The 21,757-nt window shown below is 32.4% G+C and carries 17 protein-coding genes and 15 tRNA genes; 6 read left to right on the forward strand and 26 right to left on the reverse strand.

All coding sequences use genetic code 11. The annotated features are described in order from the left end of the window. The first annotated feature begins 23 nt into the window (after positions 1–23). From NMK29_RS00690 to NMK29_RS00705, 4 genes are all read left to right on the forward strand, one after another. Positions 24–623 carry a transferase hexapeptide repeat family protein gene (locus NMK29_RS00690; RefSeq protein ID WP_108805186.1) on the forward strand — a complete coding sequence of 200 codons (600 nt, stop codon included), beginning with the start codon at positions 24–26 and terminating at the stop codon, positions 621–623. Between the two features lie 105 nt (positions 624–728). Then, on the forward strand, positions 729–2,015 hold the full coding sequence (locus tag NMK29_RS00695) for a dihydrolipoamide acetyltransferase family protein (protein WP_234424333.1): 1,287 nt from the start codon (positions 729–731) through the stop codon (positions 2,013–2,015). 74 nt (positions 2,016–2,089) lie between these two features. Next, the gene (locus NMK29_RS00700) at positions 2,090–3,163 is read left to right on the forward strand and encodes a branched-chain amino acid aminotransferase (RefSeq protein WP_108805188.1); all 1,074 of its coding nucleotides are present in this window, start codon (positions 2,090–2,092) and stop codon (positions 3,161–3,163) included. Between the two features lie 55 nt (positions 3,164–3,218). Then, positions 3,219–5,297 carry a thiamine pyrophosphate-dependent enzyme gene (locus NMK29_RS00705; protein WP_108805189.1) on the forward strand — a complete coding sequence of 693 codons (2,079 nt, stop codon included), beginning with the start codon at positions 3,219–3,221 and terminating at the stop codon, positions 5,295–5,297. A 74-nt stretch (positions 5,298–5,371) separates the two neighbouring features. Here NMK29_RS00705 and NMK29_RS00710 read toward each other — a convergent pair whose 3' ends face one another. Both NMK29_RS00710 and NMK29_RS00715 read right to left on the reverse strand, forming a co-directional pair. After that, positions 5,372–5,575: a hypothetical protein gene (locus NMK29_RS00710; RefSeq protein WP_108805190.1), complete on the reverse strand. Its 204-nt coding sequence runs from the start codon at positions 5,573–5,575 to the stop codon at positions 5,372–5,374. Positions 5,576–6,150: 575 nt separating this feature from the next. Further along, a complete protein-coding gene (locus NMK29_RS00715; RefSeq protein ID WP_159092334.1) occupies positions 6,151–6,327 on the reverse strand; it encodes a hypothetical protein in 177 nt (58 codons plus the stop codon). Between the two features lie 1,184 nt (positions 6,328–7,511). Here NMK29_RS00715 and NMK29_RS00720 point away from each other — a divergent pair. Further along, positions 7,512–7,937, forward strand: coding sequence for a lipocalin family protein (locus NMK29_RS00720; RefSeq protein WP_027395286.1), 426 nt, complete (start codon positions 7,512–7,514; stop codon positions 7,935–7,937). Between the two features lie 54 nt (positions 7,938–7,991). On the opposite strand, the gene NMK29_RS00725 is transcribed toward NMK29_RS00720, so the two are convergent. From NMK29_RS00725 to NMK29_RS00780, 12 genes are all read right to left on the reverse strand, one after another. After that, entirely contained in the window at positions 7,992–10,625 is a 2,634-nt protein-coding gene (locus NMK29_RS00725; protein ID WP_108805191.1) for a TonB-dependent receptor plug domain-containing protein, read from the reverse strand. 188 nt (positions 10,626–10,813) lie between these two features. Beyond that, positions 10,814–13,465, reverse strand: a complete 2,652-nt coding sequence (locus NMK29_RS00730) for a TonB-dependent receptor plug domain-containing protein (protein WP_108805192.1) — start codon at positions 13,463–13,465, stop codon at positions 10,814–10,816. Further along, positions 13,462–14,370, reverse strand: coding sequence for a FecR family protein (locus NMK29_RS00735; RefSeq protein ID WP_108805193.1), 909 nt, complete (start codon positions 14,368–14,370; stop codon positions 13,462–13,464). The genes NMK29_RS00730 and NMK29_RS00735 overlap by 4 nt, the downstream gene beginning before the upstream one ends. A gap of 57 nt (positions 14,371–14,427) precedes the next feature. Beyond that, positions 14,428–14,940, reverse strand: a complete 513-nt coding sequence (locus NMK29_RS00740; protein ID WP_027395290.1) for an RNA polymerase sigma factor — start codon at positions 14,938–14,940, stop codon at positions 14,428–14,430. A 69-nt stretch (positions 14,941–15,009) separates the two neighbouring features. Then, the gene (locus NMK29_RS00745; RefSeq protein WP_108805194.1) at positions 15,010–15,600 is read right to left on the reverse strand and encodes a DUF3575 domain-containing protein; all 591 of its coding nucleotides are present in this window, start codon (positions 15,598–15,600) and stop codon (positions 15,010–15,012) included. A 457-nt stretch (positions 15,601–16,057) separates the two neighbouring features. After that, positions 16,058–17,158 (reverse strand): slipin family protein, encoded by a 1,101-nt coding sequence (locus NMK29_RS00750; protein ID WP_108805486.1) that lies wholly within the window; start codon positions 17,156–17,158, stop codon positions 16,058–16,060. A gap of 492 nt (positions 17,159–17,650) precedes the next feature. Further along, a tRNA-OTHER gene (locus tag NMK29_RS00755) sits at positions 17,651–17,720 on the reverse strand. 127 nt (positions 17,721–17,847) lie between these two features. Then, positions 17,848–18,174, reverse strand: coding sequence for a DUF6331 family protein (locus tag NMK29_RS00760; RefSeq protein ID WP_027395293.1), 327 nt, complete (start codon positions 18,172–18,174; stop codon positions 17,848–17,850). A 159-nt stretch (positions 18,175–18,333) separates the two neighbouring features. Next, positions 18,334–18,498 (reverse strand): hypothetical protein, encoded by a 165-nt coding sequence (locus NMK29_RS00765; RefSeq protein ID WP_159092335.1) that lies wholly within the window; start codon positions 18,496–18,498, stop codon positions 18,334–18,336. A gap of 27 nt (positions 18,499–18,525) precedes the next feature. Continuing rightward, complete coding sequence (locus NMK29_RS00770) at positions 18,526–18,846, reverse strand: hypothetical protein (RefSeq protein ID WP_027395294.1); 321 nt, start codon at positions 18,844–18,846, stop codon at positions 18,526–18,528. A 21-nt stretch (positions 18,847–18,867) separates the two neighbouring features. Next, a tRNA-Phe gene (locus tag NMK29_RS00775) sits at positions 18,868–18,940 on the reverse strand. Positions 18,941–18,943: 3 nt separating this feature from the next. Next, a tRNA-His gene (locus tag NMK29_RS00780) sits at positions 18,944–19,021 on the reverse strand. Between the two features lie 82 nt (positions 19,022–19,103). Between NMK29_RS00780 and NMK29_RS00785 the strand changes: the two genes are divergently transcribed. Next, positions 19,104–19,961: a bile acid:sodium symporter family protein gene (locus NMK29_RS00785; protein ID WP_108805195.1), complete on the forward strand. Its 858-nt coding sequence runs from the start codon at positions 19,104–19,106 to the stop codon at positions 19,959–19,961. A gap of 40 nt (positions 19,962–20,001) precedes the next feature. Here the strand turns inward: NMK29_RS00785 and NMK29_RS00790 are convergent. From NMK29_RS00790 to NMK29_RS00845, 12 genes are all read right to left on the reverse strand, one after another. Next, positions 20,002–20,073, reverse strand: a tRNA-Ile gene (locus tag NMK29_RS00790). Between the two features lie 132 nt (positions 20,074–20,205). After that, positions 20,206–20,277: transfer RNA gene (locus NMK29_RS00795), tRNA-Arg, on the reverse strand. 127 nt (positions 20,278–20,404) lie between these two features. Next, positions 20,405–20,477, reverse strand: a tRNA-Leu gene (locus tag NMK29_RS00800). Positions 20,478–20,727: 250 nt separating this feature from the next. Then, positions 20,728–20,801 (reverse strand) — tRNA-Pro (locus NMK29_RS00805). An 8-nt stretch (positions 20,802–20,809) separates the two neighbouring features. Continuing rightward, positions 20,810–20,947 (reverse strand) — tRNA-OTHER (locus NMK29_RS00810). 73 nt (positions 20,948–21,020) lie between these two features. Beyond that, a tRNA-Asp gene (locus NMK29_RS00815) sits at positions 21,021–21,093 on the reverse strand. A 47-nt stretch (positions 21,094–21,140) separates the two neighbouring features. Next, positions 21,141–21,211: transfer RNA gene (locus tag NMK29_RS00820), tRNA-Trp, on the reverse strand. 17 nt (positions 21,212–21,228) lie between these two features. Continuing rightward, positions 21,229–21,311, reverse strand: a tRNA-Tyr gene (locus NMK29_RS00825). 9 nt (positions 21,312–21,320) lie between these two features. After that, positions 21,321–21,393 (reverse strand) — tRNA-Cys (locus NMK29_RS00830). A 4-nt stretch (positions 21,394–21,397) separates the two neighbouring features. After that, positions 21,398–21,470 (reverse strand) — tRNA-Asn (locus NMK29_RS00835). A gap of 7 nt (positions 21,471–21,477) precedes the next feature. Next, positions 21,478–21,564 (reverse strand) — tRNA-Ser (locus NMK29_RS00840). A 6-nt stretch (positions 21,565–21,570) separates the two neighbouring features. After that, positions 21,571–21,643, reverse strand: a tRNA-Lys gene (locus tag NMK29_RS00845). Positions 21,644–21,757: the final 114 nt, after the last annotated feature.

The raw sequence follows: 21,757 nt of genomic DNA on the forward strand, positions 1-21,757 counted from the left end.
GCTGGAATCCATATAATATAATAATGATTTATAGTTTTAAAGGATACATACCAGTAGTGCACGAAAGTAGTTTTGTACACCCGTTAGCAGCGGTAACAGGTAATGTTATTATAGGTAAAAATTGTTATATCGGTCCTGGAGCTGCTATCAGAGGAGATTGGGGCGAGATTATTCTTGAAGATGGAGTAAATGTTCAAGAAAACTGTACCGTGCATATGTTTCCTGGGAAATCTATAGTGTTAAAAGAAAGTGCACATGTAGGTCATGGAGCTGTTATTCACGGAGCTAATTTGGGTCGTAATTGTCTTATAGGAATGAATACAGTTATTATGGATGATGCAGAAATTGGAGATGAGTGTATTATTGGTGCTATGTCTTTTGTAAAAGCAAACACCGTTTTTCCTAAACGAAGTTTAGTAGTGGGAAATCCAGCAAAAGTAATAAAAGCTGTGAGTGATGAGATGATTGATTGGAAGACTAAAGGAACTAAATTATATCAACAACTACCTCAAGATTGTTTCGAATCATTACAAGAAGTAAAACCATTAAGAGAAGTTCCAAAAAATCGCCCAACACAAGAAGAGTTTTATAGAACTTTACAAGAATTTAAAGATAAAAAGTGATTCCCAAGGGTTGCGAAATAGTATAGATATCAGAAGAAGAAATAATAATAAACTAACTAACATTAGTTAACTAAAATGTCAAGAGTAGAACTAAAAATGCCCAAAATGGGTGAAAGTATATCAGAAGCAACCATTCTTAATTGGTTAAAGAATGTAGGAGATTCTGTAGAAGAAGATGAAACCATTCTGGAAGTGGCTACTGATAAAGTAGATTCGGAAGTACCTTCTCCTTGTAATGGTATCATCACAGAATTGCTTTTTCAATCTAATGATGTGGTAGAAGTTGGTAAAGTAATAGCCGTTATTGATGCTGATGATGATTCTGGATCAAGTGAAAAAAAATCACAATCAGAAGGAAAGGAATTATCTAATAATAATGTAAATGTAAAACCTCAATCATCAATTAAATCAAAGGTTAAGCCGGATATTAAATCTGATTTTAAAATTCAAAATACAGGAGATAATGATGGTTTCCTTTCTCCTTTGGTAATTAGTATAGCTCAAAAAGAAAACTTGACAATAGAAGAGGTTCGAAGTATTGCCGGAACTGGCGATGGTGGGAGAATTCGTAAGAGTGATGTTATGTTGTATATTAAAAACAGAAAATATCCTTTACCAAGTAGACCGCAAACTACTGTACCAAAATCATCCTATAATGCACCTCCAATTTCCTATATAGAAGGAAAGGATCACATTGTAGAAATGGATCGTATGAGAACTATGATAGCAGATCATATGGTGTATTCTAAACATACTTCACCACATGTAACAAGTTATATAGAAGTAGATGTTACCAATATGGTGAATTGGCGTAATAAGATGAAACTAGAATTTTTAGAAAAACATGGAGAAAAATTAACGTTTACTCCAATTTTTATAGAAGCAGTTTCAAAAGCAATCCAAGCATACCCTATGATTAATGTTTCTGTAGACGGAAAGAAGATTATAGTCCATAAAGATATTAATGTAGGTATGGCTACGGCATTACCTAGTGGTAATTTAATTGTTCCCGTAGTTAGAAATGCTGATGAAAAGAATTTATTAGGTTTAGCAAAAAATGTAAATCATCTAGCAAAAAGTGCAAGAAACAATGCATTGAAACCTGATGAAATAGGAGGAAGTACATTTACAATTTCTAATGTGGGAACGTTTGGTAGTCTCATGGGGACACCGATCATCAATCAACCAGAAGTTGCTATTCTAGCCTTGGGAATTATTAAGAAACGACCAGAAGTTATTACAACGGATAACGGAGATGAAATTGCAATTAGAAGTATGATGTACCTATCGTTGTCATTTGATCATCGAGTTGTAGATGGGTTTTTAGGAGGATCTTTTTTAAGAAAGGTTGGTGACGAATTAGAAGCTTTTGATAGTAATAGAGAAATATAATAAATGCACTATGGATAGAGTATTCCCAACAATAGTGTTTATCCAATAGTTTGTGTGATTAAAATAAAATAAGAATGGAACAACAAATCAAAATTACAAAGACCGCAAATTCAAAACTTAAGGATATTGATTTTGATAATATTCCTTTAGGAACAACTTTTACAGACCATATGTTTATCTGTGAATATAAAAATGGCGCTTGGAACAATCCCAGAATAGAACCATTAGAATTAATTCCAACACATCCTGCTGCAATGGCATTGCATTACGGACAAGCCATTTTTGAAGGAATGAAGGCTACCGTAGGTAAGGAAAATATACCATTACTTTTTAGACCAGAAGAAAATGCAAAACGTTTTAATCATAGTGCTGCGAGATTAGGAATGCCCTCAGTACCGGTGGATTTATTCGTAGAAGCAGTAAAACAAATTGTTGGGGTAGAACACAGTTGGATTCCTCCAAAGGACGGAAGCGCTTTGTATCTAAGACCTTTCATGTATGCAGATGAGCCTTTTATAGGTATGAGAGCTGCTACAAGTTACAAGTTTATAGTGATCTGTTCTCCTGCGGGGCCATTTTTTACAAAAAAGATTAGATTATATGCAGAAACAGAGTATATAAGAGCTGCAGATGGTGGTACAGGAGAAGCAAAAGCTGCGGGCAATTATGCAGCTGCAATTCTACCAACAGAAAAAGCCAAGGCAAAGGGATATGATCAAGTATTATGGTTAGATGCTAACGAGCATAAGTATATTCAGGAAGTAGGGACCATGAATATATTTTTCAAAATAGGAGGCAAATTTATTACACCATCTACAGACGGTTCTATATTAAAAGGAATTACAAGGGATAGCGTTATCACTTTGTTGAAAGATAAGGGTTTTGAGGTAGAAGAGCGTCCAATTACAATTGATGAGTTAATAACATGTGCTAACGAAGGACAATTAGAAGAAGCCTTTGGTACAGGAACAGCAGTAGCTATTGCTATGATAGAAGCTATAGGGTATAGAGATGAGGTATTTACTTTATCCGACAATAACCCTGTGAGTCAAGATGTAAAAAATACACTTGATGATATCAAGACTCAAAAAATGGAAGATACGTTTAATTGGATAATACCGGTATCAATAACAGAGAAGGTAGGATAATAATTATTGCCAATACTGGTGATTCGTAGATTATAGATCAAAAAAATAAGGATATATGGTAGCCTCAACAACTATAGGAAAAGAAGTTCTTAAAAAAGCATTTAGCACACTTTGTACTGCTAAAAGCATGACAGAACTATATGAAGAAAATTTTAAAACAGTTTCAAAATATGTTCATGCAACATCTAGAGGTCACGAAGCAATTCAGATTGCTGTAGCAATGCAATTGTTACCTCAAGATTATGCTTTTCCTTATTATAGAGATGATTCGATGTTGTTAGGAATAGGGATGAAACCTTATGACTTAATGTTGCAATTGTTAGCTAAGAAAGATGATCCTTTTTCTGGTGGAAGAACCTATTACTCGCATCCAAGTTTAAATGATGATGATAAACCAAAAATTCCTCATCAATCCTCTGCAACAGGTATGCAAGCAATTCCTTCTACTGGTGTGGCTTTGGGAATCCAGTATAAAGAGCTTGTGGGAATTTCTAATAACGTAACACAGGAGAGTGATATATCCAAATTACCACTTGTGGTATGTTCGTTAGGAGATGCCTCGGTAACAGAAGGAGAGATTGCAGAAGCTTTTCAAATGGCAGCTTTAAAGCAGTTACCCATATTATATGTCGTTCAAGATAATGGATGGGATATTTCTGCGAATGAGGAAGAAACCAGAGCACAAAATGCTTATGAATATGCTGCAGGATTTCATGGGTTAGAAGCTATTACAATTGATGGAGCCAATTTTACAGAAAGTTATATAGCTGTTCAAAATGCTATTCGAATTATAAGAGAAGAACGAAGACCTATTTTAGTTCATGCAAGAGTACCATTATTAAACCATCATACATCTGGAGTGCGAATGGAATGGTATAGAGATGATCTGGAAGAAGCTAGAAGTAGAGATCCATATCCTGTATTACGAAACCAACTGTTAGAAGCAGGTTTTGCAGAAGATGAAGTAAATAATATTGAAGCTGAAGCAAAAGAAACTGTTGCGAAAGATCTTCAAGAGGCGATAAAAGCAGAAGACCCAAAACCGGAAGATTTGTTTACTCATGATTTTGCGCCTACTTCAATTACTGAAGAAAAAGGAGAGCGATCTCCTTCTGATAAGGATGAGGTAGTAATGGTAGATTGTGCGCTTTTTGCGGTAGAAGAGTTAATGAAGAAACATAAAGAATGCTTATTATATGGTCAAGATGTAGGAGGAAGATTAGGTGGAGTATTTAGAGAGGCGGCAACATTAGCTCAAAAGTTTGGTGATGAACGAGTTTTTAATACACCTATACAAGAAGCATTTATTGTAGGATCTACTGTTGGAATGTCTGCTGTAGGCTTAAAACCAATTGTAGAAGTACAGTTTGCAGACTATATATGGCCAGGATTGAATCAGTTATTTACAGAAGTAAGTAGATCTTGTTATTTATCTAATGGTAAATGGCCTGTTTCTATGATTCTAAGAGTTCCGATAGGGGCATATGGAAGTGGAGGACCTTATCATTCCTCATCGGTAGAGTCTGTTGTTACTAATATAAGAGGTATTAAAATAGCATATCCAAGTAATGGAGCAGATCTAAAAGGTTTAATGAAAGCAGCATATTACGATCCTAATCCTGTGGTAATCTTAGAACATAAAGGATTGTATTGGTCTAAAGTAAAAGGTACGGATGCAGCCAGAACCATCGAACCCTCTGAAGATTATGTATTACCATTTGGTAAAGCCAATATCGTACAACAAATATGGCCGCAGGATGAAACAGAGACAATGACTGTTGTAACCTATGGAATGGGAGTACATTGGGCACTAAACGCAACCCAAGAACTGAAAGATGTGGTTGAGATTGTGGATTTACGTACGTTATATCCATTGGATGAACAGACCATTATGGAATCCGTAAAGAAAACTAAGAAATGTTTGGTGGTTACTGAGGAACCTACAAATAATTCTTTTGCCAGAGCTTTAGCTGGAAAAATCCAGGAAGAATGTTTCAGGTACTTGGATGCGCCGGTAATGACTATAGGCTCCGAAAACATGCCTGCGATACCTTTGAATAGCACCTTGGAACAAACGATGATACCTTCTACAGAAAAAGTAAAAGTTAAGATAGCGGAATTGTTGAACTATTAGTATAAGTAAAAAAGTATTTATAAAAATCAGTAGGTGATTGTGTTTTGTACAATACCTACTGATTTTTTTATGTATTATGGAACGATAATATCTAGAAAACAAGTGTTTATATCAAATAAACAATAGCCATTAGCATAACAACCAGTAATACAACCTGGACCTCCTGCTCTTACACAATCCGAATCTGAAGAGCAAGAAGTAAGCCCTCCTGTGATTCTTTTTTGTTGATGTTTGTTTAATTTTTGAACGCCTTCTAAGTTTGAAATTTTTTTTAACATGATTATAAGTTTTAAAATTGATATACCCCTGATATTTTAGAGACATTCAGAGTATCTGTCTTAAATGATGTATACAATCCTTATAAAATTAGAGAAATTTCCCCTTTTTTATGATTTTTTCATGTTAATTTTGCATAATCAAAAAGAAGGAAAAAGACTACAAAATAACATTTTTAATGTTTTTAATTAAGTTAAAATGCATTTTTTTAAGACAAAATACTCAAAAAGTTTGGTGGATTGAAAAAAAGCTGTATCTTTACATCAGAGTTAATGAGTTAGCGCTTTCATTTCCCCCAAGATGAAAGCATATATAAAAAGTGAGTTTTAATTTTAGAATAAGCCCCTAAATTAAGATGATTTGTGTGAAGAAAAAGAGCGTGGAGACGCTCTTTTTTGTTTTTATCATAATCTTTGGGTAAAAACAGATTAAAATATACGTAAGTAAAAGACTATTTTTGTTTGTGTTTGAAATATTAAGCTAACCTTATATCATTTATTCACATAAAAAAGAAGCTACCTTTTAAGGCAGCTTCCTTGTAATAAGTTAAAAAACAATAATTTAACTTTAAAAGTTACTAACAAATGTATCCTACTTCGAATGATACAAAGCAACAAACTTTAACATCATCTACATAGATAAATGAACCATCTCCACCACAAAAGTTTATCATTCCAACTCCTCCATTAATTTCTTTTTGTTCATTTTTAGATAACTTTTGAGATCCTTTCAAGTTTAATAACGAGTTTTTCATAATTACATAATTTAGGTTAATAAATATTTAAAAAATTAATAATCACATCCAATACTCATAATCCCTAACCTTGTTTTACGGGTTTAAAAGTAAATAACTTGTAATATTTGTATCACCCTGTTTTCAGTGAAATTCATCAAATGTGTAAAAGTTTTTAAATGAAATGAAAAACCAGAAAGGAAATATCATTTAAGAAAAGTTTTATGATTATTTGTATTATAAAACCAAATCTGATAAGAATTTGAATGTGGCTAAACATTAAAGTTATTGATTTAGAATATTTTCTTTTATTTATGAATAATCCAACAAATTAAATTAACCAGGAACACATTGTAAAAGTGATACTGCTCTTCTTTTCTTCCCATTTCTTAAAATCCGCTATAACAGTGTTTTCGTTTTATATCTTTTTCTGATAAGCAAAAGCAAAATATCAACTAAGCTCTATTTAGTTCTGTAAATGTCAGAAAAATTAGGGGTAAGAAATTTGAATAAAATATTGAAGTCTGAATAATTATTTATTCTTGGATCATAGTGATAATTTTTCACAACAAAATACTAAGTAAAACATTGGGATTAAAGACTAGTTCATATGAAAATTAAGTAAGGTTTTAAAGATGGGTCTTTCATAGATTTTGTTAGTTTTTCTTTCGTTTTTTGTTTTTCCAGTATTTTATAGGAGTACTTTTTATTATATAATATTTACAATATTCACAAAAGAAAGAAAAAGACTACAATAAATAAATTTAAAAACTCATACTTATGTTAAAATACATTTTTTTAAGACAAAATACCCAAAAAGTTTGGTGAATTAAAAAAAAGCTGTATCTTTACACCAGAGTTAATGAGTTAGTACTTTCATTTCCCCCAAAATGAAAGTTTTTATAAAAAGTGAGTTTTAATTTTAGAATAAGCCCCTAAATTAAGATGATTTGTGTGAAGAAAAAGAGCGTGGAGACGCTCTTTTTTGTTTTTCTACTTTATTAGTTGAATTATCTATAACGTTATTACTTCTAAGAATTTAATACTACTTGTTTATTAAACTTAATCGAGATTTATTTTGTTTTTAAATAGTTTATAATCAAATATTTATGTTTTTATTTATTTTTTATTGAATATTTTTTTAGGGTGTTTTGATAGATATATGTTTTAGGATTGTAAAAATTTAAAAACATAAAAAAACAATCATGAAAAAAATCATTTTATTATTAACCGTAGCCACTTCGATTATGTTTACATCTTGTAGTTCTGATGATGATAATTCTGGACCAGTAGATGCACAGGACAAATTTATTGGAGTTTGGAAAATAACTCAAGAGTTTGAAGATGGAGTAGAAGTGACTGTGGAAACCTGCGACTTACAGGATGTTCTTACAGTAACAGAAGATGAAAAATTTAGTGGGACCAGTCATGTTATGGAAAATGGTACTTGTGTATTGGAAGATACATTTACAGGTACTTGGGAAAACTTAGGGGATAATAAATACAAGATTACTTCGGATATGGATGGAGCTGAAGCTGTAGAAGCAACCATTACTTTTTCTGGTAATACAATGACAGCAGTAACCAATGATGAAGATGGTGAGTTTAAACAAATATTAACCAGAGTTTAATATTTTTAATCAAAAACAAGACTGTATATTTTTACAGTTTTGTTTTTGATTATACTAAAAATTGAATCGTAATACAATATCCGGTGTAAAACGTAAAGATTCATTTTGGGAAGTTTCTAAGGTTCTATTAAAATTAACGTCTGTAAACTCACTGTAACTTTGTCCGATTATATTTTTTCTATTGTAGAGGTTCCTAATAGAAACACCTATCATACCATTCCAATCCTTTTCTTTATCTAATTTAAAGCGATAAACTGCAGAAGCATCTAATCGATGATAATCTCTAAATCTACTAGAATTAATGCCATTTGGATCTATAGTACCTCCAAATATCGCAGCACTATCTGCCACAATTTTTGTGTATGGTCTTCCAGTAGCGTAGTTCCAACCAAGTGCAATTTCAAACTTATTTAGAGTTAGTGTTTGGGATAGATTAAAAACATGTCGTTGATCAAAATTCCCATTGTAGTAGGTGTTTTGAACTAATGGAAACGAAGTTATTGTTTTACTCAGCGAATATCCAGCCCAAAACCTATAATTGTTGATTCTTTTTTTAATTAACAAATCAAAACCTATTCGTTCTTCTTCTCCATAAAATATATCAGTTTCAACATCATCTTGGGTAGCTATATCTAATATAAGATCACTAAGAGAAGAAACATCAGTTATTTTTTTGTAGTAACCCTCTAAATCAAAATTCCAGCCATCGTATGTGTATAAGCCTCCAACCGTAAATTGCATACTCTTTAAAACTCTAATTCTAGGAGTATCTGGATTATTACTTGAAGAATTATTAGAAAGAATCCAAACATTATCAGAAACTGGTAATGTAGATAGTCTCCCATCTTCAGTACTAATATAAGTTAAGTAATTATTAAGTTGCTGATTCTTTAATTCAGCAGAAGTATTTATAGTGAAATTTTTAAACAACTCATAAGAAGCAAACATACGAGGCTCGATGAAAAAATCTTTTACATTACTTAATTGAGATGCTCGAAACCCTAAATTAAGATAGGTTTTAGGTGTTTTGTATTGATATTCTGAGTATAGTGTATGATTGGTCCCATTGCCATCTAAAGTGTTTGGGTCATCTCCAAAACCTGTATCGAATAATGCTTTATAACTTGATTCATTATACGAAAATTGATATCCCGTATGAAGGGAATGATTATTAACTAAAGGAAACCGAACAGAATATTCAAACCCTATATCTTTTACAGCATTTTCTATATTGGTACTTTCGTCTATATTATCATCTATTTTATTTAATATAAAGGAATACCTTTGATCATAGGATGAGAAGTAAAAATTGGCATTTTGGGATATAGAATTATTATAATTTTTATCCCAATTTATGCTCGCACCAATATTCCTTAGCTTTAGAACATCCTGAGTTTCATTTCGTTTATTATCAATAATGATGTTTTTTTTATTGTCAAGTCGATTTTCGGCAAGAATAGAACTGAACTTTATTGTAGAGGTACTGTCCGGATGCCAAACGAGTTTGAAATTAACATCAGAAAATGAAATATCATCTTCTCTAGATTCTTCTTCCGAGGTAACCTCGTCACCTACATCAGGAATTGTTGCTCTAGTATTTTGAAAAACTTTTCTTACCAGATTGTTATAAGCAATATTTTGGTAAACATCTGTTGTAGACCTTCTTCCTGCTAATAAGATACCAGCATTTTTAGAGATAGGCATTTTTAAATAAAGATCTCCGTGCGTTAAATTAATACCACCACCAGTTTTTATTTCTTCTATCACATCATCATCAGATTCTACAACGACTACTCCTGATATTCTATCTCCATAGCGAACACTGGTTCCACCTCTGTATACTTGTACATTTTTAGTAATAAAAGGGTTAAAAGTAGAAATTTGGTTAAAAAAATGACCGTTATGATACATCTTAATTCCATCCCAAAGCACTAAATTTTGTCCAGGTGTTCCTCCACGAATATATAATCCAGCCGGATCTTCTGTGGGACTATTAATACCTGGAAGTAGCTGCAAACTTTGTAAAACATCTGGTTCTACAAGTCCAGGAAGAATACGAAGTTTTTTTGTAGATATATTTACCGACGCATCCTGATTTTTTTGGATACCACCAGTAAGGTATTCTTTTACTAAAACCTGTCCTAGGCTCTGAATTTCTGGTTGTAATCTAATAGTATCACAAGAATTATTAGTCAATTCTGAAATAGTAATTGTTTTGTTTTTATAACCAAAGTAAGATATACTAATGGAGTCAGAAGGGTGAAGTTGTAACTTAAAAACACCATTATTCTCGGTAAGACCAATAGTTTTTTTATTTAGGTGAATATCTGCCTGTGGAAGTTCAAATAGAGAGATAGCATCTACAACTATAGCACAAACATCTATAACTTTTTTGTTTTTTACTAAAATGAAATCTGTCTCACTTACTTTTTGTAATTCATAAGAAGTTTTTTGGGCTATTATTTCTTTAAGCGATATTATAGATAGATTCGCTTTTTGGAGTTCTAAAGATATATTTTTGATAGCCGTAACATCGTAGGAAAAATTGAATTTAAGTTGGTTCTCAAAGGCTTTTAGTATGTCCGTTAGAAGTTGTTTTTCATTTGTTACGGGTAATTTCACTTCTTGTGAATAACCAATAGTGATAGAGAAAAATATAAATAATGTAGTTAGTTTAAATAATCTCACTTAGTTCTTAGCGCTAGGTTTTTTTAATTTTTAAATATAACTATTATTAATGATTCTCGTATATGTTATAGTTTTTGAATCATACTCGCAGAGTTTTTTTTAAAAATATTAATCAGAGTATAGTAATGAATAAAACATATAAATAATTGTAGCATCTACGATTATCTGCGGTCATTTTTTTAGATAAATTAAAAATTAAAACGAAGAACAAAATCTGGAGTAAAACGTAAAGACTTATTTTCATAACCCTCAAGATAAAAATTGAAATTCTCATCTTGATTTTCTCTAAAACCCTGACTAATGGTGTTTTTCCTGTTATATATATTCCTTAGTGAAATCCCAATCATTCCATTTGTATTTTTTGATGTACTTAGAGGAAGTCTGTAGGTCACGGAGGCATCTAGTCTATGATATGGTTTAAATCGACTAGAATTAATACCTCTAGGGTCAATAACTCCACCATCTAGGTCGTTATCGTCTCTAAATATTTTAGTAAAAGGCCTTCCAGAAGCATAATTCCAGCCCAAAGCAAACTCAAATTGATTTACTTCTAAGGTCTGCGAAAGATTAAACACATGACGTTGATCATAACTGCCATCAAAATATGAATTTTGTACAAAAGGAAATGATGTAATGGTTTTACTTAGTGAGTAACCAGCCCAAAATCTATAATTGTTGATTCTTTTTTTTATTAAGAAATCAACTCCAATTCTTTCTTCTTTTCCGTAAAAAATAATAGTTTCATCATCATCAGGAACTGCTATATCTAGTACAAGATCACTTAATGAAGAAATGTCGGTTACTTTTTTGTAATATCCTTCTAAGTCAAAATTCCAGCCTTTGAAGGTATATAGAGCTCCTAACGTAAATTGCGCACTTTTTACCACTTTAATAAAAGGAACATTTACATCTTCATTATTTGAAGAGTTATTAGAAAGAATCCAAACATTATCAGCAACAGGAAGTGTAGGAATTGTTCCAAATGCACTATTATACGTAAGATAGTTATTAAGTTGTTGGTTTTTTAGCTCTGCAGAAGTGTTGAGGGTAAAGTTATCCAATAATTCATAAGAAGAAAACATACGTGGTTCTATGAAAAATGAATTAGCGTTACTTACTTGTGATCCTCTCAAACCAATATTTATAAATGTTTTAGAAGTCTTGTATTTGTATTCAGAATATATTGTGTGATTGGTCCCATTTCCATCAATAATAGATCCTCCTTCCTCAAACCCAGTTTCATCAGAAAAAATGTTTTTCGTTTCAAACTCTGTTTGATTATAGGTAAATTGATATCCAATATCTAAAGATTGTTTTTTATTAAGTGGGAAATGTACAGTGTATTCTCCTCCTATATCTTGTACCTTATTATTGTTAATTAGACTTTCTGTTACATCATCACCAAAAGTTCGAGTTTCAATATTGTTATATCTTTGATCATAAGATGAGAAATAGAAGTTCACATTTTGATGTATACCTTCAAGATATTTTTTATCCCAATTTAAACTAAATCCAAAATTTCTGATTTTAAGTATATCTTGAACTTTCGCTTCAAGATTAGCTTCTGGGACGATGACAGTTTTATTATTATCAAGTCTATTTTCTGCGAAGATAGAACTGAACTTTATTGTGTTATTATCATTAGGTTTCCAAAGAATTTTAAAATTGCTATCAGAAAAAGAAAAATCATCTTCTCTACTACGTTCTTCTGATGTTGATGTTTCGCCATTATCCGGAATGTTAGATCGCGTATTCTGGAATACCTTTCTTATTAGATTATTATAGGCTATATTTTGATAGACATCTGTTGTTGATCTCCGACCGGCCAGTAAAAACCCTATTTTTTTTGATAATGGGACTTTTAAATATGCATCTACATGTGTGAAATTAAGGCCTCCTCCAGTTTGTACTTTTTCCAAAAGATCATCGTCAGATTCTATAGCAACCACACCAGATATTCTATCTCCATAACGAACACTGGTACCACCTCTATATACAGTTACATTTTTGGTAATAAATGGATTAAAAGTAGAGATTTGGTTAAAAAAATGACCACTCTGATACATTTTAATTCCATCCCAAAGCACTAAATTTTGTCCTGGTGTTCCTCCACGAATGTATAATCCAGCGGGATCTTCTGTAGGACTGTTAATACCAGGTAATAATTGCAAACTTTGTAAGACATCTGGTTCTACAAGTCCAGGAAGGATACGAAGTTTTTTTGTGGATATATTTACAGATGCATCTTGATTTTTTTGGATACCTCCAGTAAGGTATTCCTTTACTAAAACTTGTCCCAAACTTTGTATTTCCGGTTGTAGCCTAATAGTGTCGCAATTGGTGGTTAACGCAGAAGTTTTAATTGTTTTGTTTTGGTAACCTAGATATGAAATGGAGATAGTATCGGAAGGATTAAGTTGTAATTTAAAAATTCCTTTTTTATCAGTAACACCAATAGTTTTCTTATTTAAAAGTATATCTGCGTGCGGTAATTCGAATTTAGAAATCGCATCTATGACAACAGCGCAGATATCTATAACTCTAGTATTTTTAATTAGAATGTAATCATTTTTATCTACTTTTTGTAGTAGATAAGAAGTCTGAAGTTCTATTGCTTTTTGCAATGATGTAATTGATAGTTTTTCTTCATCTATATTTAATACTATATTTTTTATAGCATCTACATCATAGGAGAAATTTATTTGTTGTTGATTCTCAAAAGTTTTTAGTACCTCTTCTAGAGATTTATAATCAGGTTCTTTTGATTGAATCACATCTTGTGAATAACCTAAAGCAGTATAGAAACAAATTAAAAATGTAGTTAGTTTAAATAATCTCACTTATTTTTTAACGATATATTTTTTTGATTATTGACTGTATAATTAATATTCATAGGTTCAAAACAAGTTTTCAACGCTTTATCAAGATCATTGTGTACGAAGAAACCAGAGAATAAGCGTTTGGTATCAATATCATTTGTGGTAATACGAATGTCATACTGCCTTTCTAATTCTTGGATAAGTTGTTGTAAAGTAACTTGATTAAACGTGCTTTTACCCTGCATCCAACTAGGTTTAGATCCTTTGATTTCATTAGGAGATAATGCGCCTTCAGAATTAGATTTAATAGCTTTTCCAGGAGTTAGAATTACTGTTTCTTTAGAGTTACTTACTTGTACTTTGCCTTCAAAACACTGTACTTCTATATACTCATTTCTAGAATAGACATTGAATTCTGTTCCTAATACAGTAACATCTCCATTTTTAGTTTTCACGGTAAAACTAGAACCCTTCGCTACATCAAAAAAAGCTTCTCCTTTTAAGTGGATAATCCTTGTTTCGGCAAAAGATCTTTTGTCATATTCAACAGAAGAATCAGCATTTAAGGTAACCAATGAATTATCTGGTAATGTCAAGGTTTTAGTTTCTGCCATTTCCGTATATATCTCTGTAGTTGAAAAGAATATTGTTCTTAGTCCAAACAAAACTACTATAGCTGCTGCAGCTGCATACAGCCATGGGCGTAATTTAATTACTTTCTTTCCAGAAGACTTTTTGTATCTTTTATTGTATTCTTTTTGATTTTTAAATCCTTTATCGAGATCAAAAACAGGGCGGTCGAATTTGTCAACACCTTTTAAAATATCTTTATAAGCAAGATAATCTTTTGAATTTTCGAATTCTTTCTTCTCCTCTTCAGAGATATCATTTACCAGCCATCTTCCTAGAAAATTATCTTTTTCCATAATGTTTTTATTATTACTATACCTTTAACAGGAAACTTTAATACTTTCCAATGTAATTTATACGTTACCTATTTTTTTTCTTAAAACTACTAATGCTAAATGCATTCTTTTTTCTACAGCTTTTACAGAAATGTCAAGCATTTCTGCAATTTCCTTATATGTTTTCTTTTCAATCCGATTTAAAAGAAAAACCTCTCGTTGTCCATCTTTTAATCCTCCAATAGCAGAATTTAAACGGTGCATGAACTCCTTTTCTTCCATCTGAAACTCTGGAGATTCATTGGTGTAGGTTTTTTGTTCAGTTGATTTATATTTTAGTACGGTTTTTTGATGCTTATAATCGTTGATCGAAGCATTATTAGCTATTTTGTATAGAAAACTTTTAGCCGCTCCAAAAATAATTTTAGAGCAATTAGTCCAAAGTTTTGCAAAACTATCCTGTACAATATCTTGAGCTTTTTCCATATCACCATATTTATAATATAGATAGTAGCATATTTTTTCTGCGTGTTCTCTATACAGTTGTTCGTATACTTTCTCATCACATACGCTAATTACATTTTCAGGCATTCTTTATAAAATTTTAGGTCAATTATAAGATTACAATGAATAATATATAAAGTTGTTAATTTAACAATATTACCAAGAATAACCTATAGATATTTCTGGCAAAACATCTATATATGTATTCATTGGTCCTGAAAGTTCCTGCGTATATTGAATGCGATTGGCCGCGCCAATAGTAAATCCAGATTTAAAAACCCATTGATAGCCTCCTTTTATAGAACCTCCAATCATAACCGTGTTATAATCTCTAGGGTTAAATATAGATGCATTATAATCTACTTCCTTATATCCACCAATGATTCCGGCACCAATAAACCAACCTTTTGGAGCATTTTTACGTTTTGAAAAATAATACCTACCTCCAATTTCTAATCCTATCTCGTACGCTGTGATATTACTTTCCGGAACTAGAGTACCATTTGATACAACATCAGTATTTGAAAAATCTCCGTATGCTTGTAACAATAGAGAGAAATTATTTTTTAGGATGCGTTCATATTCAAAATTGATCTCTCCATATAAAGCTGATAGAGGAAGTAAACGGATACTATTTTTATAATTAGCGCTTGCGATTTTATCTTGATTACTCGTAATCGTTTCTTGTGAGTATCCAGTACGTAGTAATGAAACCATAAAGGTTAAGATTAAAACTATTTTTCTCATCAACTTTTTGCTTTATATGTTAAAAATTACAACCCTAAAACAAAAAAGAAAGAGGATACCCTACCTACATTTTAATATATTTTTAAAAACAACAAAATGAAAGAAAAATACTACAAAAAATTGTTTTTTAAATTTGTTTAACGTGTTTAAATACATTTTTTTTAGATAAAAGACATAAAAAGTTTGGTGAATTGAAAAATAACTGTATCTTTACACCAGAGTTAATGAGTTAGCGTTTTCATTTCCCCCAAGATGAAAACATTTATAAAAAGTGAGTTTTAATTTTAGAATAAGCCCCTAAATTAAGATGATTTGTGTGAAGAAAAAGAGCGTGGAGACGCTCTTTTTTGTTTTCCTTTATTTTTTTACCTGAAAGTTTAAAAATTACTAGTTTAGATTTACCTATTAAAAATAAAAAATACACTGATTATAATAACCAGTGCATTTTTTTTCACACCTACCTATTCACAGAGAATATGTCTTTCAATTGTTTTACCATTCCACCATTACCGGATAGAGTTATTTCACCTATTTTATCAGCGATTTTCTCTACATATTCCATTTCTTTTAATTTGTAGAGCATTTCGTTATCTTCCATTAGTTTTGCTGTATTCAGTAAACTTCTAGTAGATGCTGTTTCCTCACGTCTAGTAATGATATTAGCCTGAGCTCTCTTTTGTGCTACTAGTACCTGGTTCATGATTTCTTTCATTTCGCCAGTTAAGATTATATCCCTAATACCACAATTCAATACTCTTACACCTAGTTTGTTTGTTTGATTTTTGGTAGTTTCCAATATAGCTTCTGCCATACTATCTTTACGTTCCAAAAGTTCATCTAAGGTGTAATTCCCTACGAAAGCTCTAAGAGCTAATTGCATCGCGATGTATAATTGTTTTTCGTATTCTTTATTATCAAGCAATGCTTTTTCAATATCTACAACTTTATATTGTATGTAGAAATTGATACGAATTGCAGCTTTATCTTTTGTCAATAATTCTTGACCAGCTATTTCTAACTGTAGCTGACGCAGATCTGCCTTAGCGATCTTGATAGTTGTATCATTTCTCCAGAAACGATATGTGCCACTACCTAAAGTTTTAGCGTATACATCATCTACAATGAGTACAGCTTTTTCATACGCGGCAACTTCAAAAACTCGGATGTATTTATTAAGTGCGTAATTGCTGAATAAAGATTTATCAATTTTCTCGGTAATATAGATTTTACTAAGATCTACTGTTGTAAACTCATATTCGTACAATCCTTTCCAAAGTGTGTATCTACCTGCAGAAAATACACTTTTAAAGTTACCATTCTCATAAACCAATACAATTTGATTATCCTTTACCTCAATTAGGTGTAACATATCTTCCAACACTGTATCTTTTAATAAGAGTTCCAGTGCTATTGGAGCTGCAAAGGGTTTAGATAAATCATACTGAATAACACGCTCATTAAATCTTAACCAATGGATTCCTTGTGTTATAACACGATTGTAATCTCCTTTTCTGAAAACCAAGCCTACTTTGCCAGCATTGATTCTTACTCTTTTCATTTTTTTCATTTTTATGTCTTTTTATTTGAAAAAGACAGATTCAACATTAATTGGACGATAATCCCGTAACGGAGGTGTTATCTATTTCCTTTTATACGTATTAAGGATGTTTGTTTTTTTGTTAAAAACGGTGACAGCAAATCATCTTTCCAGATCGGAGAAAATAATATGTGATATTTTCTGCAATTAGTTTTTAGTATCGAGATAGAAGAATAAGTATTAGAAAAAATACGATTGTTCTAAAATCTGGACTCAAAAAAGTAATTACTTCTTAGTACCAACCTTTTTAATTTCTCAAAGAACCTTTAAGATTGTTCTTATCCCTAGAGTAGCATAAGAACTGATCTACTAGTCAACGTTTTTGTCATTTTTACAGCCTGACAAGCCGTGGATTAGTTTTAGAAGATAACCCGAACTTCTTGAAAACGGATTTTGAGTCCATTTTGGCTACATTAAAAGTGTAGTGCTCTACCTACTGAGCTACAAAGCAAATGGCGCTTTGACGGGAATCGAACCCGCGACAACCAACTAGTCTGTTGTTCTAACCACTGAACTATCTGCCTTAGGCAGAGTGGGAGTCGAACCCACGACCTACAGAGTCGAGACTATTATTTGGTTAATAGTCAAACCTTCAAGGCAAGTTGGATATGAAGTGATCATACAAATCTGCAATACTTCATACAATAGTGCTATACAGAAACACCCAACAAGACTTGCTTGATATTTTTAAAGAGTTCAATAAATTTTTCTTTTGAAGCGCAATGGTTCAAAATTGAACTACTCATAAGCTTTAAGGGATTTGTATTTATAAATAAAATGGTCTCATCTATATTGGATAGGACGTCTTTAGAATTATAAAAAGAAATAGTTTTTTCTATATGTTCTTTTGAAAAATCAAAAGCATCAATTCCACAGCATTCAGCAACACAGTATGTTTCTAAATCTCTCCAAAATTCTTTATTGTTTTCTAAGAATTGATCTATATCAATAACTTTAGATATTTTTTTAGTACTCATAATCATGTTTTTTATCAAAAGCCCTGCTATTTATTTCCCTCACTTAATAGCAGGGCATTACTACAAACCCTAATCTGTTTACCCCTTATAAAAGAGGGTTTGTTTAATTACTCTGCAAATATTTATTATATGAGCGCAATGTATTTGCGTAGTAATTATTTATTTGTAAAAAAATCGATTTTGATCATTTTTACTACTTGGGGTATCTGTATCATGATACAGCGCTTTGGTCATACTATTGATATACATAGTAGCCCATTTTAAAAGTAAATGTTGTAAGCCATTTGTTCCCTTTCTTTTGATAATCGTTGGTTGTGTTTTCATGATATTAGTTTTTACATCATTTGTTATTTATGGATTGTTTAATTGTTCATATTCGTGATCACGCCTATCTATTTCTCCGAGAGGGCTTCCTTTAAAAATGGAGATGTTCTTAAATCCATTTTCTTTCAGAATTAATGAATCTTCTTTTTTAACAGCTCCTCTTCTAGAATTTCCGTAATCACCAGTAAGCTTTTTAGTAGCAGGGTCTAGATCACCCCAAAGCTTATCTGGTTTGCCATTATCGATTGGTTCTACGAAATAGGTAATACCAGTAATTTTGGATTGAACTATGAACCTTCCTGTGTCTTCAGTTTTACATAAAAACCTTTGTAATAGATTGTTTTTCATAGTTTAAAGTTTAATTGTTAGTGGAACAGATAGGATTTGAACCTATATCTTCGGATCTTCAATCCGACGCATTGACCAACTTTGCTACTATTCCTTTTAGGGTGTACTCCGGGACTTGAACCCTGTTCTTCTCATTCACAGTGAGATGCTTTACCAGATAAGCTAGAGACACCATTTTCTAATTTTAGAGTATTTGATTTTCAGAGTATTGATAAATAATTCTTTATATTAGTCCGTAAGATTAGAAAACAAGTTTTATGGATAATATATCGACCATTGTTTTAGCTGCATCCTTATTTATTATAATGTTAGGTATGGGGTTATCTCTTGTTATAGATGATTTTAAGAGAATACTTATTTATCCTAAAGCAATTTTGGTTGGTTTAGCGAATCAGCTTATAGTCTTACCACTTGTAGGTTTTCTGTTAGCATCTGTGCTATCGCTAAAACCGGAAATAGCTATTGGAATTATGATATTAGCAGCCTGTCCAGGTGGAGCGACTTCTAATTTGATTTCTCATTTAGCTAAAGGAGACATTGCATTATCTGTAACGCTTACAGCATTTAGTAGTTTGATAACGATAATTACGATACCGTTCATAGTTAATTTTTCGTTACTTTACTTTTTATCAGAGGATCAAACTATTCAATTAAATGTAATTGAAACTATTATTCAGATTTTAGTTATAATTATTATACCTGTTGCTATTGGCATGATCATAAGAAAGTATAATGAGTCTTTTGCATTAAAGATGGCTAAACCGGTAAAAATAGCTTCAGCATTGGTACTTGCTTTAGTTATTGTTGGTATTCTTATTAAAGAGAAAGACAATTTCATTTTTTATTTTAAAGAAGCTGGTCTTGTCGCTTTATTATTGAATATTTTGACAATGGCTATTGGTTATTATTCTGCAAAGCTATTTCGTGTTCATCAAAAAGGCGCCATATCTATCGGAATAGAATCTGGTATTCAAAATGGTACTTTGGCGATAACCGTTGCAATTGCTATACTTCATAATACTTCTTTTGCAATTGCTCCAGCCGTATATAGTCTGTTAATGTTTTTTACAGGTGGGATCGCAATATTTTTTGGTATTCGAAATAGTAAAAAATAAAGTACTATATATTGACCTTCTTTTTATGAATTGATAGTAACTAAGGCATTGGGAATCGAACCCAAGACTTCCGCGATATAGCCGCGGCACTCTGCCACTGAGTTATACCTTAGTTTGATGACCTGAAAGGATTACTCATTAGGTCAATATTTGATAATTTTGTACTTGTGAATGCTTGGCATTTCGAACCTTTACACCAAGAGTCAAAGTCTTGGATGCTGCCGTTACATCACAGGTTAGTTTGTAAGCTCAATAGGAGTCGAACCTATACTTCAAGGGTCGTAACCTTGGGTGCTTCCATTTACACCATGAGCCTTTCTTGTACTCCACCTAAGATTCGAACTTAGACTGAACCGGGTTTAAACCTGAGCTTCGCTCGCAATCTTCGATAAAGCGTTGCTTTTTCTCGCCTGTCTCTGCCATTTGGGCTAGCGGAGCATTTATACAGGAAGAGAGATTCGAACTCTCAAGATCTTGATTCTAAGTCAAGCGCGTATGCCGTTCCGCCATTCCTGCATTAAAATTGTACTCTGTAGGAGAATCGAACTCCTATTTCCTCATAGAAAGTGAGGTGTACTAAACCATTATACGAACAGAGCATTTGTATATCTACTAAGACTTGAACTTAGACTTAGGGATTAGAAATCCCTTGTGCTTCCAATTACACCATAGATATAACTTTAGACCGAGAAACAGAGTTGTCTCTGTTTTCTTAGAGAGTCTAGGCTTGAACTCATTATTGTTAGTTTCAAAATGAGTTAATTTGTCTGAGAAGCAGGATTCGAACCTGCGACCTCTCGCGTCCAAGGCGAGTAAACAAAACCACCGTTATCTTCCCAGATTTATAGCGGAAGAAGTGGGAGTCGAACCCACACGAGTCATTAGCTCCTAACAGTTTTAACTCCTGTTTTCTATTGCCGTTTTGGTGTCGTTGAATCGCAAGCTTATTTCAAGACTGCGGCCACCACCTATTGGCTTGCTCTTCCGTTTTTTAGCAGTATCGACGGGATTCCCTTCCACCTAGCTCAGGATAAACTTCTCATCCCGAATCCTGCTTTGCAGTACCGACGGGATTCGAACCCGCGACCTTCCGAGAGACAGTCGGGTGCACTAGCCACTGTGCTACGATACTATATTCCTAAATAGATAGGAGTCTTTAATTTTATAATTTGTATTTAGCGCGCTTACTAGGATTTGAACCCAGATTAAAGATTTTGGAGACCTTTGTGCTACCATTACACTAAAAGCGCCTTATTATTATATTTAGTGGAAGTAGTAGGACTCGAACCTACAAGCTCCGAAGAGACCAGATTTACAGTCTGGTGAGCCAACCAATTGCTCAATACTTCCATTTTTTAGAGACAAGAACAGGAATCGAACCTGTAAAAAACGGAGTTGCAGTCCGTAGCCTTAACCATTCAGCCACCTTGTCTTAGCGATACCAGTAGGATTTGAACCCACATCTTAAGAGTTAACAGCTCTTAGCTTTACCAGTTAAGCTATAGTATCAGTATTGCGGAGGACAAAGGAATTGAACCTTCACTGTGATTAGACAGACTTGTTTAGCAGACAAGCGCAACAAACCAATATTTGCCTATCCTCCTTAAAGTTGACACAGAGGGATTTGAACCCACATCACCTCGATTAAAAGTCGAGTGCTTTTCCAATTAAGCTACGTGTCAATTTTGGTTTTCAGTATGTCAATGAACTATGTAAATAAAAAAAGGCGCCTTATTCGGGCGCCTTTATATATCTTGTGGTTGTATGTCGGTTTATAATCGCATACGTTTCCTTTC

The organism is Aquimarina sp. Aq107 (assembly GCF_943733665.1).
Classification (GTDB): domain Bacteria; phylum Bacteroidota; class Bacteroidia; order Flavobacteriales; family Flavobacteriaceae; genus Aquimarina.